Raw genomic sequence first — 15,581 nt, 5'->3', positions numbered from 1 at the left:
CTCCCTGTTATTACGCGCCCGATGCGGCGGAGGCAGGTTGTGCCGTCTGCGCTGCACCGCTGGCGGCCGGCGCGCCCTGAGCGGGGGCGCCGGAAGCGGGTGTGGCGGGAAGTTGCGCGGCAACGGTCTTGACCTGCATGCCCGGGCGCGCCTTGTCGGTGCCCTGCACGATCACGCGGTCGCCCGGATTCAGGCCGCTTTCGACCACCCAGTTCGAACCGTACGTGCCCGACGTAGTCAGCTGTCGCAACGCCACCTTGTTGTCGTTACCGACGACCAGCGCGGTCGGCTGACCCTTCTGGTCGTGCGTCACGCCGACTTGCGGCACGACGAGCGCGTTGTCGTTGACACCTTCTTCAATGCGCGCGCGCACGAACATGCCCGGCAGCAGCACCTTGTCGGTGTTCTTGAAGATCGCGCGCACCGTGACCGAGCCGGTGCCCTGGTCGACCGTCACGTCGGTGAACTGCAGCTTGCCCTTTTCCGAATAGGTGCGGCCGTCTTCGAGAATCAGCGACACCTTGGCGGCGTCCGGACCCGAAGTCTTCAGGCGCCCTTCCTGCATTTCGCGGCGCAGCTTCAGGCCGTCGAGGCTCGATTGCGTCAGGTCCACGTAGACCGGGTCGAGTGTCTGCACGGTGGCCATCAGCGTAGCGGCACTCGCTTGCACGTAGGCGCCCGGCGTGACTTGCGACACGCCGATCTGGCCGCTCACCGGCGAGACCACGTCCGTGTAGCCCAGGTTGATCTGCGCCGTGTCGACCGCCGCCTTGCCCGCGGCGACGTCAGCCGCGGCCTGGCCTTCCGAGGCGACCGCGTTGTCGTAGTCCTGCTTGCTGACCGCGTTGGCGGCAACCAGCACCTTGTAGCGGTTGGCCTGCGCCGTGGTCGACACGAGGTTGGCCTGCGCCTTCGCGAGCGTCGCCTTGGCGTTATTCAGCGTGGCGATGTACGGCGCCGGATCGATCTTGTACAGACGCTGCCCCGCTTTAACCTGGCTGCCTTCCGTGAATTCGCGGCGCAGCACGATGCCGTCGACCCGTGCGCGCACTTGCGCGACGAGGAAGGCGCTGGTGCGGCCGGGCAATTCGGTGACGACGGGCACGGCCGTCGGTTGAACGGTGACGACGCCGACTTCGGGCGTTTGTGGCGGCGGCGCAGATTGTTTTGGTCCGCACGCTGCCAGCAATACGGCAGCCGTCGCGGCACTGATTAAGCGGAATGGAACCCGTTCGACGCGCATGGAGCGACCTCTGTCTAGGACTGAGAGAATGAAAAAGTACGCGCATCCCTACGCCGGGGACGGCAGCGCACACATGCGTCTCGCGACGCTGACCAGATGCCCGATGCACGCAAACCGAACCTGCTGGGCATCCTGAACGAAATGCGCCATACCGGGGAAATGCCGCACGGCGCCGCCCGTTCCGGTACGGCGCAAAGAGCGTTTTGAAAGGCAACAGTGACGGATATTAACGGTTCGTCACGGCTTGGGCTATCCGATCGTGGGATGCTATTATATATACATTCACGAATGCATGTAAAAGTGCATTTACATCTCTTGCGGGCGGGGGGCTTGCAAGATCGCTTCACAATTCGCTTAGGCGTAGACAGATTGTCATCGGGCGTACTTAAAAGAGCCCGGGAAAACCCCACAATCAGGGCAGGTCATTCCAACATGGTCCGAAGAACCAAAGAAGAGGCGCTGGAGACGCGCAATAGCATTCTCGACGCGGCCGAGCGCGTTTTTTTCGAGAAGGGCGTGTCGCGCACATCGCTCGCTGACATCGCGCACGCCGCCGGCGTCACGCGCGGCGCAATTTATTGGCATTTCGCGCACAAGAGCGATCTGTTTACCGAGATGTTCGACCGCGTGCTGCTGCCGCTGGACGAACTCAAGGCCGCCTCACAAGATCCCAACGAGCCCGATCCGCTTGGGCGTCTGATGGAAATCTGCAAGGTTTGCCTGCGCGACACCGCTAACGATCCGCGCCGCCGGCGCGTGTTCGACATCCTGTTTCTGAAATGCGAGCTGGTCGAGGAAATGGGCCCGGTGATGGTCCGCTATCAGACCAACATGCGCGAAGGGCTCGCGAAAATCGAAGGCGGTCTGCGCAACGCCATTTCCAAAGGACAAATGCCCGCCGATCTGGATACGAAACTGGCGGCGGCCATGGTGCACGCGTTTGTCAGCGGTTCGCTGCGCGACATGCTGTTCCTGCCCGACGCCACGGATTTCGGCGCCCATGCGGTGCAGATGGTCGAAGGCATGTTCGACGCGCTGAAGCTGAGCCCGGCGTTGCGCAACGGGCACGCGCGCCGGACAGCCGGCGGTTAGCTAGGCCGCCGCCCGCGTGGCTCGCGCCTTCTGATTCGACGCGTAGATATTGCCGCGCTCCAGCGGCGCCCCGCCCCGCACTGCCGCGATCCACTCGTCCGTGCTCGCCACCGCCGCGAAGCGCGACTGCAGCACCACGCTGAAGACCCGGTGAATGTCCTGCGCGCTGGCGAAACCCGCGCTGTTCTCGTACGGCACCGAGCCCGTCGCGTCATGCAGAAATTCGACGGCGAGCCCGGCGTGAACCGCGTGGTTGATGGTCGACGCGTCGCAATTGTGCGTCATGTAGCCGGTCACTGTCAGCGTGTCGATTTGACGCGCGGCGAGCCAGTCCGCTAGATCGGTGCCGGTGAAGGCGCTCGGCAGGGACTTCTCCACGTAATGGTCGCGAGCCCGCTCGGCCACGGCCGGATGCAACTGCGCCCCGCTGCCGCCGCGCGCGAACAACGGCGAGCTGGCCGGCGCCAGGTTCTGCACGACCACCACCGGCACGCCGGCCGCTCGGGCCGCATCCATCGCGCGGCCGATGTTGGCGAGCGAGCTCTGCACGTCCGGGTATTCGATCGGCAGATCGCCGCTCACGTATTCGTTCTGCACGTCGATGACGATCAGCGCACGGCGCGGTGTGGTCATGGCAAGGCTCCTGGGTCGGGTACTGGGAATGATCTGCCGCCACGCGTGCCGGTCCGTCCGGGCCGGCTTGCGAACGAGCCGCGGCGATGACTGCATTGTTGCGCCACCGGCTATTTCCCGACAGCGACCCGAATGACAAGATTCGCTAGAATCGGGCCATCGTCGGATTTCACGAGGTGCTTGATGGCCACGCCCGTTTCCGCTGTCGCGACACACGGCGAAGCGCCCCGCCACGTCGTCGCGGTGGTCGCGTTCGATCGCATCAGTCCGTTCCATCTCTCGGTGCCGTGCGTGGTGTTCGGCGAGGACCGCAGCGGCGGTGGCGTGCCGGAATTCGATTTTCGCGTCTGCGCCGCCGAGACGGGCGCGCTGACCACCACGGCCGGCTTTTCGATCGGCGTCACGCATGGACTCGAAGCGCTCGCCGACGCCGATACGATCATCGTGCCGAGCTGGCGCGACCCGGCCGAAACGCCGCCAGCCGCGCTGCTCGACGCATTGCGCGCCGCCCATGCGCGCGGCGTGCAACTGGTCGGGCTTTGTCTCGGCGCATTCGTGCTGGCGGCCGCCGGCATTCTCGACGACCGGCCAGCCTCGACGCACTGGGCGTGGGCCGACGACTTCGCGCGCCGCTACCCGCGCGTGCGCCTCGATCCCGATGTGCTCTATGTCGACGACGGCAACGTGCTGACCTCGGCCGGCACCGCCGCCGGCCTCGACTGCTGTTTGCATGTGATGCGCAAGATGTGCGGCGCGCGGGTGGCCAATCATGTGGCGCGCAGGCTGGTGGTGCCGCCGCATCGGCAAGGCGGCCAGGCGCAATACGTTCAGCAGCCGATGCCGCCGAATGTGCGCGGTGACAGGCTGTCAGGCCTGCTCGACTGGGTGAGTGGCAATCTGACGTTGCCGCACACGCTCGACACGCTCGCCGGGCGCGCGTTGATGAGCCGCCGCACTTTCACGCGACGCTTCCGCCTTGCCACCGGCACGACTGTGGGCGCGTGGCTGCTGGCACAGCGGCTCGCACGCGCGCAGCAACTGCTGGAGAGCACCGACGAGTCGGTGGAAGCGATCGCGGCGATCGCGGGCTTCGGCTCGACCGCTTCGTTACGGCAACATTTCGCGCAGGCGTTCCGCACGTCGCCGTCCGCATGGCGAAGAGAGTTTCGCGGCGTGTAAGTGCGCGAGCGCGGCGCGAGCCGGCAGACGACGTTTCGTAGCAGGCCACCGGAATTTCGTAGTCGCGCCGGCGCGACAGCTGCGACGCGGGTCGTGCGCCCGAACGACCCGCGAGCCGACCGATAATCAATGCTCGCTGATCCAGCGCGCCACATACAACAGCAGCGCCACCAGAAAAATCATCGCCGCCCAGGCCCAGTTCGGGACGGCATGCGGACTGGGCTCGTGATGCGAGACCCCCTGCGAGCTTCCGTGCGAGGCGCTTGCCGCACGCCCGGGCAACGCATGGCCATGATCCGGGCGCACGCGCCGCGTCATGCCGCTGAGCGTGATCGGCCGCAAAAACACATGCTGGCGCCGCACCGCCGACCCCCGCGCGCGGTTCGGACCTTGTCCATGCTTGGCGCGCACGACGGCGTCGAACTCGGTGAAGAAGTCGTCGGCCAGTTGCCGCAGCGCGTTTTCGAGTTGACGGGTAGGCAGTTCGGCGAGCGGGCCGGACGAGGTCGCCCAGATGGTGTAGTCGATCCGCGTGGCGCGCGCCTTGTCGGCGCCGTGCCCGACTTCGTCCGCGCGCAAACGCACTTCGATCTGGCCGCGCAATGCGCCAATGCCTTCGGCGCGGGCCTTGAAGTTGATGGTGCGGCGCTGCGCGTCCGCCGGCCCGGAATCCTGCCCGGCCACGTGGGCGCGTGCTTCATAACGCGCGCGCAGCGGGCCGAGCGGCACGGTCATGATCAGCTCGTATTCACCATGCGCGAGGCGCGTGAACGACTCACAGTTATCGAGGCTGGCGCGTAATAGCGCGAGGTCTTGCAACGCCTCCCAGACGTCGGACGGCGCAAGCGGAATCCGTAACGCGTCGTTCAGTTCCATGGCAGCCTCCCCGATGAACGCGCGACAGCGGGATCAGGACGTCTGATCGATGCGGTCGACGCGCGATGCGTAAAACGCGAGATACCCTTTGATCTGGACCGCCGACTCGAGCGGCGTTTCATAACTCCACACAGCGTTCTCGATCAAGCCGTCTTCGGTGCGCAGATGGAAGTACGACGCCTCGCCTTTGAACGGACAATGCGACGTGTGCGCCGAGCGTTCGAGGCGGGCCATGTTCACATCCGAACGGGGAAAATAGAACACGTCCGGCAAACCGGTTTCCGCCAGTGTCAGTCCCGCCTGCGTATCGGCCATGGTCACCCCGCCGTGTATCACCCGCACCCGGTGATTGTTCCCGGTGATTACGATGGTGTGTCCGCCCGCACTCGCGCCGGGGCTTTGGTGAGGTGTCAAGGCATCGCTCATGTCTCGGCTCCGTGATGGTGTGCGGTCCCGCAAACAAAAAAGCCACGGGGTGTGCCCGTGGCTTCATTATCGGCCAAAGTCCGGCTGATTGCGCGACGTTCCTGCACGGGGCGCGAAGCTCGTCGCGACGCCGCCTAAAACGGCACCGGGCTTACTGCGTGTTCCAGTAGAAAGCGGCCTTGGCCGTGCCCTTGGCCGGGATCGTCACCGCTTTGGACTGGTCGCGGTCCTTGTATTGCGCATGCACCGTGTAGTGGCCCGGGCGCAGCTTGACCAGCATGTAGGGGCCACGCGACGTGGTGCTGAGCACCTCGCCGTTGTGCGCATCGACCACGCGCACATGCACGTCGGCGAGAAAGTCGGCGCCGGGACCGGTGAAGCGCAGCGACAGCGGCCACTGGCTCTGCGCCTGCTGCAACGCCTTCGATTCGTCGAGGCCGACGCCGCCCGATACGAACGAGACGTCGCCTTGCTGCTGGATTTGCGGCAGGCCGCCACCATTGGCGTTGCCCGCGCTGGTTTGATCGGCGGTCGTGCCGCCGGTCGTATCGCTTGCCTGCTGTGCATACGCGCCACCCGCCAGACCGAGCGTGAGCGCTGCGCATACCGCAGCGGCTACGATCCTTCGCTGATTGCGTTGGGTTTTCATCGGTTCGCTCCTTGTTGAGGTCTTATCCCTGCTTCTCCGGCATCCCGAGTCGGACCCGGACCAAGGCTGACGCAACCTGCGTGCCAAGCTGCCGGCGCGTCGTCGGGGAAATCGCTGCGCGCCAAGCCCGGTGGCGCGCCAGACCCGTCGCCGAGAATCGGCTGCAAATGAAAATTGCCGGTCCGTTGGCAGTAAATGCAACGGGACCGGCAAGCATTACTTCAATTCCCGGACGAAGCAGCCGGGCAGTCGGTCAAACCGCCAACCGGACGCCGCCTGGCCGCCGCCCGCTTCGTCCGCCCCGCCAGCCGGATCAGCCGAGATCCACCGGCACGAAGATCTGCGCGTTGTCGCGCTGAATCAGCAAGGCGATGCTGTTGCCGGCACCGGCGATCATCTGCTTCAACTGCTCCACACTCGAGATGGGCCGGCCGTTGACGGCCAGAATCACGTCGCCTGGCTGGATGCCGGCGCTTTCCGCCGCGCCGCCCGACTGCTGCACCAGCAGACCGTGAGAGACCGACGCACCGCTTTTCTCTTCCGGCGTCAGCGGCCGAACCGCCACGCCGAGGCGGCCTTGCAGCTGGGTCGGCTGATCGGCCTTGTCCGAGGCCACCTTCGCATCCGACAGCGAGCCGATGGTCACCTTCAGGTCCTTGGTGGCCTTGTCGCGCCACACCTGCACCGTCGCCGAGCTGCCCGGCGCCAGACCCGCGACCTGCGACGGCAGATCGGACGAGTCGCTGACCGGTTCGCCGTTCACCGACAGAATCACGTCGCCCGGCTCCAAACCGCCCTTGGCCGCCGGACCGCCCGGATCGACCGAGCTGACCAGCGCGCCTTGCGGCTTCTGCATGCCGAACGAATCGGCAAGCGTCTGGTTCATGCCCTGCACCGCCACGCCGAGACGGCCGCGGCTCACGTGGCCGGTCTTGACGATGTCGTCCTTGACCTTGATCGCCTCATTGATCGGGATAGCGAACGAAAGGCCCTGGAAGCCGCCCGTCTGCGAATAGATCATCGAGTTGATACCGATCACTTCGCCTTGCAGATTAAAGAGCGGGCCGCCCGAGTTGCCGGGGTTCACCGGCACGTCGGTCTGAATGAACGGCGTGTAGTTTTCGTTAGGCAGCGAGCGCGACTTGGCGCTGATGATGCCCGAGGTCACCGTATTGTCGAATCCATACGGCGAGCCGATCGCGACCACCCACTGGCCGACCTTGCTCTGGCGCGGGTCGCCGATCTTCACGGTCGGCAGATTGCTTGCGTCGATCTTCAGCACCGCGACGTCGGACTGCTTGTCGGCGCCGACCACCTTCGCGCGGAATTCGCGCTTGTCGGTCAGCTTCACCGTGACGACGTTCGCGCCATCCACCACATGGGCGTTGGTCAGGATGTAGCCATCATTGCTAACGATGAATCCCGAGCCGAGGCTCGCGCTCGGCTGATCGGGCGCATCGCCGCCGTCGCCGCCCTGCATGCCCGGCGCGCCGCCGAAGAAGTGCTTGTAGAACTGGTAGAACGGATCGCTCGGATCGATCGGCAACTGGTTGCCGCCGCCATTGCCGGGATTGCCGCGCAGCGCCGCCTGCTTCACGACGTGCTTCGCGCTGATGTTGACGACGGCCGGACCATAGGTCTCGACGAGGCCGGAGAAGTCGGGAATGCCGGTTTTGGCGGCGGCTTCGGCGGGCATCATCGCGGCTTGCGCCGGCGTGATCACCTGCGGCGCGGGCACGTCGCGATGCCCCGCCACATAGCCGGCGGAGAGCGCTACGGCGACAGCCACTGCAACAGCGCTGCGGGACAAGGTTTTCGCGTTCATCGTGTACTCCTGACTGGGAGAAAGAGACTTTGGATGTCTCGAAGCGTACGTGGCATCGCTTAAAAGAGTCTTAAGCAGCGACCGATCGCTTCCATCCTGTTTTTGAGGCCTTTTAAGCCGCGTTTAAGTCTCTTTACGAACCGAAAACCCCGCCTTCAAAAGCGCACGCCGACCTGCAAGCCGCCCGCCGGCGATTCGTCGAGCGACACGGCGGCATGATGCTGCACGGCGATGCGCCGCACGATCGCGAGACCCAGGCCGCTGCCTGCCACGTCGGTCCGCGTGCGGTTCACGCCGGCGCCGGCGCGGTAGAAACGATCGAACACGCGATCGCGTTCAGCCGGATCGATCCCCGGCCCACTGTCGGCGATCCGCACGACCGGGTGTCCCTCTTCCACACGCAGGCTGACATCCACTCGTCCGCCGCGCGGCGTGTACTTGGTTGCGTTGTCCACGAGATTGTTGAACATCACGCGCAGCGCGTCGGCGTCGCCGATCACGGTGGCGGAGTGCGCCGCCTCGATGCCGAGATCGACGCCGCGATTCTGCGCGAGCGGCGCGTAAGCCAACACGCACTCCTCGAGCAGCGCGCGCAGATCGATCGCATTGGTGGCGGCGAGTCCGTCCGGTTCGGAGCGCGCGAGCGCCAGCAGTTGCTCGGCAAGACGCGTGGCGCGGGTCACGCCCGCTTGCAGGTCGGCGAGCGCCTCGCCGCGGCCGGCTTCGTCTTTCGCGCGCGCCACCAGTTGCGCCTGGATCTGCACGGCGGCCAGCGGCGTGCGCAATTCGTGCGCCGCGTCGGCGACGAATGCTTTCTGAATATCGAGCGCGGTGGCGAGCCGTTCGAGCAGGCCGTTCAGTGCGCGCACGAGCGGCTGCACTTCGAGCGGCAGACGCTGGTCGGGCAGAGGATCGAGCGCCTCGGGATGGCGCGCGTCGAGTGCGCTCGTCACGCGCCGCAGCGGCCTGAGCCCGCGGCCGACGATCACCCACACCGCGAGCCCGAGCAACGGCAGCAGCACGATCAACGGCCACAGCGTGCGCAGCGCGACGTTCGCGGCGAGCCGGTTGCGCACGGACACCGGCTGGGCCAGCTGCACCACGTTATCGCCGACGATCGCGCCATACACGCGCCATTCGCCACGATCCGTGTGCTCGGTCGAAAAGCCGAGTTCGGCGCGCGGCGCGAGCGGCGCGCGCGGACGCGAGTAGTACATCAGCACGCCGTTGCGATTCCAGATCTGCAGCACGATGCCCTCGTCGCCGGTGTCGCGTGAACCGAGCACCTGCGAGAACGGTTCCGACGGCAGCGCCGCGGCGATCTGCTCCAGCTGGTAATCGAACAGTTCGTTGGCTTCGGCAAGGGCTTGCCGGTAGATCAGCCAGCCCGCAATGCCGACGCCGAGCAGCACCAGCGCGAGCAGCCAGACCAGCAATTGACGGCGGATCGAACGCATCGGCTCAGGCGTCCTTCGCGATCATGTAGCCCAGACCGCGCACGTTGCGGATCAGCTCCGCGCCGAGTTTCTTGCGCAGCGCGTGAATATAGACCTCGACGGTATTGCTGCCGATCTCCTCGCCCCAGCCGTACATTTTTTCCTCGAGCTGGCTCTTCGAGAGCACGGCGCCGGGGCGCGCGAGCAGCGCCTCGAGCAGCGCGAATTCACGCGCCGACAACGCGACCGGCGCGCCGTCGAGCGTGACCTGATGCGAGGCGGGATCGAGCGTCAGGTTGCCGAGGCGGATGGTCGAATCGCTGCGCCCGGATTGACGCCGGATCAGCGCGCGCATGCGGGCGCCGAGTTCGTCGAGGTCGAAAGGTTTGACGAGGTAATCGTCGGCGCCGGCGTCGAGGCCTTTGACGCGATCCGCCACGGCGTCGCGCGCGGTGACGATCAGCACCGGCAGCGCGTGGCCGCGCGCGCGCAGCGTGCGCAGCACGTCGAGGCCGTCGCGCTTGGGCAGGCCCAGGTCCAGCAGTACGAGATCGTAAGGCTGGCTGGCCGCCGCGCTGAGCGCGGCTTCGCCGTCCTCCACCCAGTCGACCGCGAAGCCTTCGCCGCGCAGCGCCTTGCGCACGCCTTCGGCGATCATCCGGTCGTCTTCGACTAGCAAGATGCGCATGGTTATCCGTTCCGAATCGTTCGATGATGCCGCATTCTAGCGCCCGCCCCCGGCATGTGCGGCGCGTGGCGCATTTTCCACCGCAGCCTCGCGGCATGTCTCTACAATGGGCGCTTTGCGTCGGCGCCGCGCGGCCGGCGATTTGTCCGCGCACGAGGCGACGCACTGCCGCAGCCCGGATTACCGCGTGCCCCACGCACTGACATTCTGCATTTTTGCCCGTCCATGACGCACGCTTTTCTGTCTTCTCTCGCACGCCGCGTGCAACTTGCCGCGCGGCGTCCGGGTTTCCCGTCTGCTTTCACCTCCTCCTCCGCCTGCGCACCTGTCCTGCGTCGCCGGTTCGCGCCGCGCGCGAGCGCATGGCTGCTCGCCTGCGTCGCGCTCGGCTGCGGTGCGACGTTGCCGCTTGCCGCGCAGGCTCGCGTCAAGGCCGCTCATCCGAGCGTCAACGTCACTACCGTATTGCCGCCGCAGGTGATGGCCGGCTTGCAGCGCGCACACGTGCCGTTGACGTCGATCAGCGTGGTCGTGGAGAAAGTCGGCGACCGTACGCCGATCGTCGCGCTCAACGCGGGCAAGCCGATGATGCCCGCCTCGACGATGAAGCTCGTCACCACGTACTCGGGCCTGTCGATACTCGGCCCCGAGTACCGCTGGCGCACCAGCGCCTACACGGAAGGCACTGTCGACGCCAACGGCGTGCTGCACGGCAATCTCTACATCCAGGGCACGGGCGATCCGAAGCTCGTGCCGGAGGAACTGATCGACCTCGTGCAGAAGATCCACAAGGCGGGCATCAATGGCATCGACGGCGCGCTGGTGCTCGACAAGCGCTACTTCGATCCGTCCACGCGCGACCTGCCGCCGTTCGACGACGACGCCACCGCGCCGTACAACGTCGGCCCCGATCCGCTGCTCTATGCGTTCAAATCGCTGTCCTTCACGCTGACGCCGTCGCCCGACGGCAGCGTCGCGATCGACGTGCTACCCGCGCTCGCGCAATTGCAGATGGACAACCACCTGCACGCTGTCAACGGCCCGTGCCGCGGCGACGCGGCCTCCGCGTCGCCCACCGTCACGCCGCAGCCGAACGGTACCGTCGTCGCCTCGTTCGACGGCGACTATGCGGTGCGCTGCGGCCCGCGCACGATCAACGTCGCGGTACTCGATCACTCGGCGTTTTTCGCGGGCGGGTTTCTCGCGCTGTGGCAGCAGACCGGCGGCACGTTCAGCGGCGCGACACGCGAAGGCGCGGTGCCGGTGGGCGCCAGACTGGTGGCGACACACCAGGGGCCGATGCTGTCCGACATCGTTCGCGACATCAACAAATTCAGCAACAACACGATGGCGCGCAACCTGTTCCTGACGATCGGCGCGACCGAGGAAAAGGGACCCGCCACGCCCGCCAAATCGGCGCGCGCGATCGAAGCGTTTCTGCGCCGCGACAGCATCAACATGGAGTATCTGACGCTCGACAACGGCTCGGGCCTCTCGCGCGACGAGCACATCACCGCGCTCGCGCTCGCCGATCTGCTGCAGCGGGCCAACGCGAGTCCGGTCGCGCAGGTGTTCGTGGAGTCGCTGCCGATCGCGGGTGTCGACGGCACCATGCGCAACCGGTTGACCAACCAGGGCGCGGGCGGCAATGCGCACATCAAGACCGGCACCTTGCGCGACGTGCGGGCAATCGCGGGGTATGTCGCCTCGGCGGACGGCAATAGTTACGTGGTCGTCAGCCTGATCAACGATCCGCATTCGGAAGCCGCGCGCGCCGCGCACGATGCGCTGCTCGAATGGGTGTATCAGGGTCCGTCTCAGGGCTTGACCAAGGTTTCGGATCCCGTCGACCAACCGCGCAGCAGCAAGCCCAGGAAAAACCCGCACCAGCGCGGCGCTCACTGAGTGTTCCTTCTAGCGAAGCCGCGCGCGGCAACGGCCTAAGCGTGTACGCTGTCGGGCAGTGTTCGAGGCGCGCGTAAAACGCTGGACGTTGCGCCGGGACCGCGCACCGCCTACGGTCCCGCTCGAACCATAACGACAACACCCGCTCGCGCACGGCGCGGCGGCCAGGGACCACGGAGGAAGACACGATGCAATTCGATGCCGAATTGCTGCTGCTCGCCATGGCGCCAGTCTTTCTCGCATGCATCGGCTGGGAGGCGTGGCACCTGAAACGCACGCGCCCGGGCGCGCAACTCTATAGCTGGCGCGACACGCTCTGCAACACAGCGCTCGCGCTGATGCACCAGGCCGCCGACAAGCTCGCGTGGCTCGCCATCATCCCCGTCTACACGTTCTTTTACGATCACTACCGCATCACCACGTGGCCGCCGAGCTGGGGCTCGTTCGTCGTCCTGTTCGTCGCTCAGGATCTGCTCTACTACGTGTTCCACCGCTGTAGCCACCGCGTGCGCTGGCTGTGGGCCGCGCATGTCGTGCACCATTCGTCGGAGCGCATGAATTTTTCGACCGCGTTCCGTCAGAGCCTGATGTATCCGGTTGCGGGCATGTGGCTGTTCTGGATTCCGCTTGCCGTGCTCGGCTTTGCGCCGAAGGTGATCGTCGCGATCGTGCTGATCAATCTCGGCTTTCAGTTCTTCGTGCATACGCAGGCCATCGGCAAACTCGGCTGGCTCGAATACGTGTTCAACACGCCGTCGATCCATCGCGTGCATCACGCGCGCAACGACCGCTATATCGACCGCAACTATGCCGGCGTGCTGGTGATCTGGGATCGCCTGTTCGGCAGCTATGTCGAGGAAGACCTGGGCGAAGCGCCGGTCTACGGCATCGTCGAGTCGCTGCACACGTATAACCCGCTGAAGGCGACGTTTCATGAATGGGCGTCGCTGGCCGCCGACTTCGCAAGCGTGTCCGGCTGGCGCAACAAGCTGCGCGCGCTGTTTGCGCCGCCCGCGTGGGCTGCGGATTATCATGCGCGGCGCGCCGCCGGTTCATCGGTGCCGCGCGCGGGTTCAACCGAAGATTCAAGCGAAGCGATTCGCGCGAAGCAAGACCATACGGCCGCGTTTCAAACACCGCGCAGGCCGTAGAAGATTCTGTAAGCTGTCGTCACGCCGCTTAAGCGGCGGGCGCTGCCTGCAACACATGGCATAAGGGCCACACATACGAGGAGATGTAGTCAACATGAAGCAAACAGCATCGAGGAAACAACATTGGCTGCGCGTGACGCAGATCGCCGTTGCCAGCACGGCATTCGCCCTGCTCGCGGCCTGCGGCGGGGGTAGCGACAATAACAACACCAGCAGCACGCCCGCGGGCGGCGTCAAATTGCAGGTCGTGTCGTTCGGCGACAGCCTCTCGGACGTCGGCACATACGCGCCGGTGATTCAGGGAAGCTTCGGCGGTGGCCGCTTCACGACCAATCCGGGTGAAGTGTGGACGCAGAAAGTCGCGGAGTACTACGGCGACACGCTGAAGCCGGCGTACCTCGGCGGCTTCGGCCAGCCGCTGGTCGCGGCGGGCGGCTACGGTTACGCGCAAGGTGGCTCGGATGTCGTCAACGCTCAAGGTCAAGGTTGGGCGCCCAACAACATGGCCGCGACCACTGTGCCGGTCGTCACGCAAGTGGCCAACTACCTGGGCGCGCATACGAGCTTCAACGCCAACCAACTCGTGCTGATCAACGGCGGCGCGAACGACATCTTCCAGTTCGCGGGGAGTTCCGCCAATCTGACGGCACTCGGCGCGGCGCTTCAGACGCAATACCCGCAACTCGTGCAGGCCGGCAAACTGCCGAACTCGCAGGCGGGCCAGGTGGCGTTTATCGTCGGCTACCTGCAGCAACTGGCCAACCCGCAGATCGCGCAGGCCGCCACGCAACTTGCCGCGCAGGTCCAGACTATCGTCAACTCCGGCGCGACGCACGTGGTGGTGTCGACGGTGCCGGACATCGGCAATACGCCGCTGGGTGTCGCAGCAAACGCGAGCACGCCCGGCACGGCCGCACTGCTGTCCGGGATTACCGCGGCGTACAACTATATGCTGGTCCAGAACCTGACGACCCGCGGCCTGGTGGGGACGGGCAAGGTCATCGTGGCCGATGCCTTCACGTGGCTGGATCAACAGCTGCCGAACTATCAGGCGCTGGGCTTCACGGTGTCCAACACCGGCACGGCGTGTAACCTGACGTCGATGCAGAACAACGCAACCGCCTACGCCACCGCCAATCCGAGCGCAACGAACGGGCTGACTCCGGCCCAATATGGCGCCCAATTCGGCTCGTCGTTGTTCTGCTCGCCGCAGACTTACACAGTGGCTGGCGCCGACCAGACCTACATGTTCGCGGATACGGTTCACCCGAGCACGCACCTGCACGCCTTGTTCGCGCAGTACGTGCAGCTTCAGATCGCGGCAACGGGGTTGGGCAAGTAATCAGGCGACGCAGCGGACCCAGCGGTCCGCCGCTTCACCTTTGGTGATGCAAGGCCCGGCTGGGTCCAGCCGGGCGCTCTGGACGCTATCCCTGAGCTTCGAACGCCGCAGCCGCCCGGCCGAGCCGGTCATTCACCGCGATCCACTCGATGGTATCCGGCAGCTTCTCGATGAGAATTCGCGAGACGTTCGCGCGATCGAGAGCCCTCAGCAACCCATACAGTTCACGCGCGTAGACATGCGGATCTTCAGGCGCCGCAATGAAATGCACACCCTCGGTATCGGCCCAATGTCCCGCACGGGAAACGCGCGCCACCAACGCCACGCGCTCACCCGCTTGCCGCGCGGCGAGCAACGGTTCCAGCGCGCCGAACGGCAATAGCGACAACGGCGTGCGCGGCGCGTAGTGCGCCTTCAACGTGCCCGAAGCGCGCGGCGCCGTCGCATCCGAGCCGTCGGGCAAGCGCGGCGCCTCGCCCAGCACCTCGGCGATATCTTGCGGCGTGACGCGCCCCGGCCTCAACAATGCCGGAAAGCCGCGCGACAAATCCAGAATGGTCGATTCGATACCGACGTCCGACGCGCCGCCGTCCAGCACATGAACTGCGTCGCCGAACTCGTCTCGCACATGTTGCGCCGTGGTCGGGCTCACATGACCGAAGCGGTTCGCCGACGGCGCCGCGACACCACCGTGTCCGTCGCGCAATGCACTGAACGCCTCGAGCAAAGCTTGCGCGACGGGATGCGACGGGCAGCGCAGCCCCACGGAATCCTGGCCGCCGCTCACCGCCGCCGGAATGCGCGCGGCGCGCTTCAGGATCAACGTGAGCGGGCCCGGCCAGAACGCGTCGATGAGCCGTTGTGCCTCGGCGGGCAAATGCTCGACCCAATAGTTCGGATCGCCTTGCGGCGCGAGATGCACGATGACCGGATGATTCGCCGGCCGGCCCTTCGCCGCATAAATGCGCGCGACCGCGTCAGGATTTTCCGCGTCGCCGCCGAGACCGTACACCGTCTCGGTCGGAAACGCGACCAGCTCGCCCACGTCGAGTAGGGCCGCCGCGTGTTCGATCTGCGCCGCGCTCACCGGCAATGCGCCTTCGGCGGGTTTCTGTATATCCGGCATGGTGCTCGTA

General features: G+C 65.9%; 14 protein-coding genes. 5 read left to right on the top strand and 9 right to left on the bottom strand.

Going from position 1 to position 15,581, the window contains the following annotated elements; translation table 11 throughout:
* Window positions 1-10 precede the first annotated feature (10 nt).
* Entirely contained in the window at window positions 11-1,243 is a 1,233-nt protein-coding gene (locus CJU94_RS08675) for an efflux RND transporter periplasmic adaptor subunit (RefSeq protein WP_095418336.1), read from the bottom strand.
* A 432-nt stretch (window positions 1,244-1,675) separates the two neighbouring features.
* Between CJU94_RS08675 and CJU94_RS08670 the strand changes: the two genes are divergently transcribed.
* Window positions 1,676-2,335, top strand: a complete 660-nt coding sequence (locus CJU94_RS08670; RefSeq protein WP_095418335.1) for a TetR family transcriptional regulator — start codon at window positions 1,676-1,678, stop codon at window positions 2,333-2,335.
* Here CJU94_RS08670 and CJU94_RS08665 read toward each other — a convergent pair whose 3' ends face one another.
* Complete coding sequence (locus CJU94_RS08665) at window positions 2,336-2,968, bottom strand: cysteine hydrolase family protein (RefSeq protein WP_095418334.1); 633 nt, start codon at window positions 2,966-2,968, stop codon at window positions 2,336-2,338. It abuts the gene before it with no gap.
* A gap of 183 nt (window positions 2,969-3,151) precedes the next feature.
* Here CJU94_RS08665 and CJU94_RS08660 point away from each other — a divergent pair, with 183 nt between their 5' ends.
* Window positions 3,152-4,147: a helix-turn-helix domain-containing protein gene (locus CJU94_RS08660; RefSeq protein ID WP_095418333.1), complete on the top strand. Its 996-nt coding sequence runs from the start codon at window positions 3,152-3,154 to the stop codon at window positions 4,145-4,147.
* Window positions 4,148-4,273: 126 nt separating this feature from the next.
* On the opposite strand, the gene CJU94_RS08655 is transcribed toward CJU94_RS08660, so the two are convergent.
* From CJU94_RS08655 to CJU94_RS08630, 6 genes are all read right to left on the bottom strand, one after another.
* A complete protein-coding gene (locus CJU94_RS08655) occupies window positions 4,274-5,023 on the bottom strand; it encodes an SRPBCC family protein (protein ID WP_095418332.1) in 750 nt (249 codons plus the stop codon).
* 33 nt (window positions 5,024-5,056) lie between these two features.
* Window positions 5,057-5,449, bottom strand: a complete 393-nt coding sequence (locus tag CJU94_RS08650) for a DUF427 domain-containing protein (RefSeq protein WP_095418331.1) — start codon at window positions 5,447-5,449, stop codon at window positions 5,057-5,059.
* Between the two features lie 151 nt (window positions 5,450-5,600).
* Window positions 5,601-6,098 (bottom strand): hypothetical protein, encoded by a 498-nt coding sequence (locus CJU94_RS08645; RefSeq protein ID WP_095418330.1) that lies wholly within the window; start codon window positions 6,096-6,098, stop codon window positions 5,601-5,603.
* A 313-nt stretch (window positions 6,099-6,411) separates the two neighbouring features.
* Window positions 6,412-7,923, bottom strand: a complete 1,512-nt coding sequence (locus CJU94_RS08640) for a DegQ family serine endoprotease (protein WP_095418329.1) — start codon at window positions 7,921-7,923, stop codon at window positions 6,412-6,414.
* 155 nt (window positions 7,924-8,078) lie between these two features.
* On the bottom strand, window positions 8,079-9,380 hold the full coding sequence (locus tag CJU94_RS08635; RefSeq protein WP_095418328.1) for an ATP-binding protein: 1,302 nt from the start codon (window positions 9,378-9,380) through the stop codon (window positions 8,079-8,081).
* 4 nt (window positions 9,381-9,384) lie between these two features.
* Window positions 9,385-10,047 carry a response regulator gene (locus CJU94_RS08630; protein WP_095418327.1) on the bottom strand — a complete coding sequence of 221 codons (663 nt, stop codon included), beginning with the start codon at window positions 10,045-10,047 and terminating at the stop codon, window positions 9,385-9,387.
* A gap of 225 nt (window positions 10,048-10,272) precedes the next feature.
* On the opposite strand from CJU94_RS08630, the gene dacB reads away from it, so the two are divergent.
* The 3 genes from dacB (at window position 10,273) to CJU94_RS08615 (ending at window position 14,445) form a co-directional block, all read left to right on the top strand.
* On the top strand, window positions 10,273-11,952 hold the full coding sequence (dacB, locus tag CJU94_RS08625) for a D-alanyl-D-alanine carboxypeptidase/D-alanyl-D-alanine endopeptidase (protein WP_095418326.1): 1,680 nt from the start codon (window positions 10,273-10,275) through the stop codon (window positions 11,950-11,952).
* A gap of 188 nt (window positions 11,953-12,140) precedes the next feature.
* Window positions 12,141-13,103 (top strand): sterol desaturase family protein, encoded by a 963-nt coding sequence (locus CJU94_RS08620; protein ID WP_095418325.1) that lies wholly within the window; start codon window positions 12,141-12,143, stop codon window positions 13,101-13,103.
* Between the two features lie 94 nt (window positions 13,104-13,197).
* A complete protein-coding gene (locus CJU94_RS08615) occupies window positions 13,198-14,445 on the top strand; it encodes an SGNH/GDSL hydrolase family protein (RefSeq protein WP_095418324.1) in 1,248 nt (415 codons plus the stop codon).
* Between the two features lie 85 nt (window positions 14,446-14,530).
* On the opposite strand, the gene CJU94_RS08610 is transcribed toward CJU94_RS08615, so the two are convergent.
* Window positions 14,531-15,571, bottom strand: a complete 1,041-nt coding sequence (locus CJU94_RS08610; protein ID WP_095418323.1) for an L-threonylcarbamoyladenylate synthase — start codon at window positions 15,569-15,571, stop codon at window positions 14,531-14,533.
* Between the last annotated feature and the right edge of the window lie 10 nt (window positions 15,572-15,581).

Source organism: Paraburkholderia aromaticivorans (assembly GCF_002278075.1).
GTDB lineage: Bacteria > Pseudomonadota > Gammaproteobacteria > Burkholderiales > Burkholderiaceae > Paraburkholderia > Paraburkholderia aromaticivorans.
The sequence above is the reverse complement of the archived record's forward strand: the minus strand, read 5'-3'. Positions and strand labels throughout refer to the sequence as shown.

Bases quoted from the DNA above. Each gene is read 5' to 3' on its own strand.
- CJU94_RS08645 (WP_095418330.1), bottom strand. From the start codon at position 6,098: ATGAAAACCCAACGCAATCAGCGAAGGATCGTAGCCGCTGCGGTATGC.
- CJU94_RS08610 (WP_095418323.1), bottom strand. From the start codon at position 15,571: ATGCCGGATATACAGAAACCCGCCGAAGGCGCATTGCCGGTGAGCGCG.
- CJU94_RS08635 (WP_095418328.1), bottom strand. From the start codon at position 9,380: ATGCGTTCGATCCGCCGTCAATTGCTGGTCTGGCTGCTCGCGCTGGTG.
- CJU94_RS08665 (WP_095418334.1), bottom strand. From the start codon at position 2,968: ATGACCACACCGCGCCGTGCGCTGATCGTCATCGACGTGCAGAACGAA.
- CJU94_RS08615 (WP_095418324.1), top strand. From the start codon at position 13,198: ATGAAGCAAACAGCATCGAGGAAACAACATTGGCTGCGCGTGACGCAG.
- CJU94_RS08655 (WP_095418332.1), bottom strand. From the start codon at position 5,023: ATGGAACTGAACGACGCGTTACGGATTCCGCTTGCGCCGTCCGACGTC.
- dacB (WP_095418326.1), top strand. From the start codon at position 10,273: ATGACGCACGCTTTTCTGTCTTCTCTCGCACGCCGCGTGCAACTTGCC.
- CJU94_RS08675 (WP_095418336.1), bottom strand. From the start codon at position 1,243: ATGCGCGTCGAACGGGTTCCATTCCGCTTAATCAGTGCCGCGACGGCT.
- CJU94_RS08650 (WP_095418331.1), bottom strand. From the start codon at position 5,449: ATGAGCGATGCCTTGACACCTCACCAAAGCCCCGGCGCGAGTGCGGGC.
- CJU94_RS08620 (WP_095418325.1), top strand. From the start codon at position 12,141: ATGCAATTCGATGCCGAATTGCTGCTGCTCGCCATGGCGCCAGTCTTT.
- CJU94_RS08670 (WP_095418335.1), top strand. From the start codon at position 1,676: ATGGTCCGAAGAACCAAAGAAGAGGCGCTGGAGACGCGCAATAGCATT.
- CJU94_RS08640 (WP_095418329.1), bottom strand. From the start codon at position 7,923: ATGAACGCGAAAACCTTGTCCCGCAGCGCTGTTGCAGTGGCTGTCGCC.
- CJU94_RS08630 (WP_095418327.1), bottom strand. From the start codon at position 10,047: ATGCGCATCTTGCTAGTCGAAGACGACCGGATGATCGCCGAAGGCGTG.
- CJU94_RS08660 (WP_095418333.1), top strand. From the start codon at position 3,152: ATGGCCACGCCCGTTTCCGCTGTCGCGACACACGGCGAAGCGCCCCGC.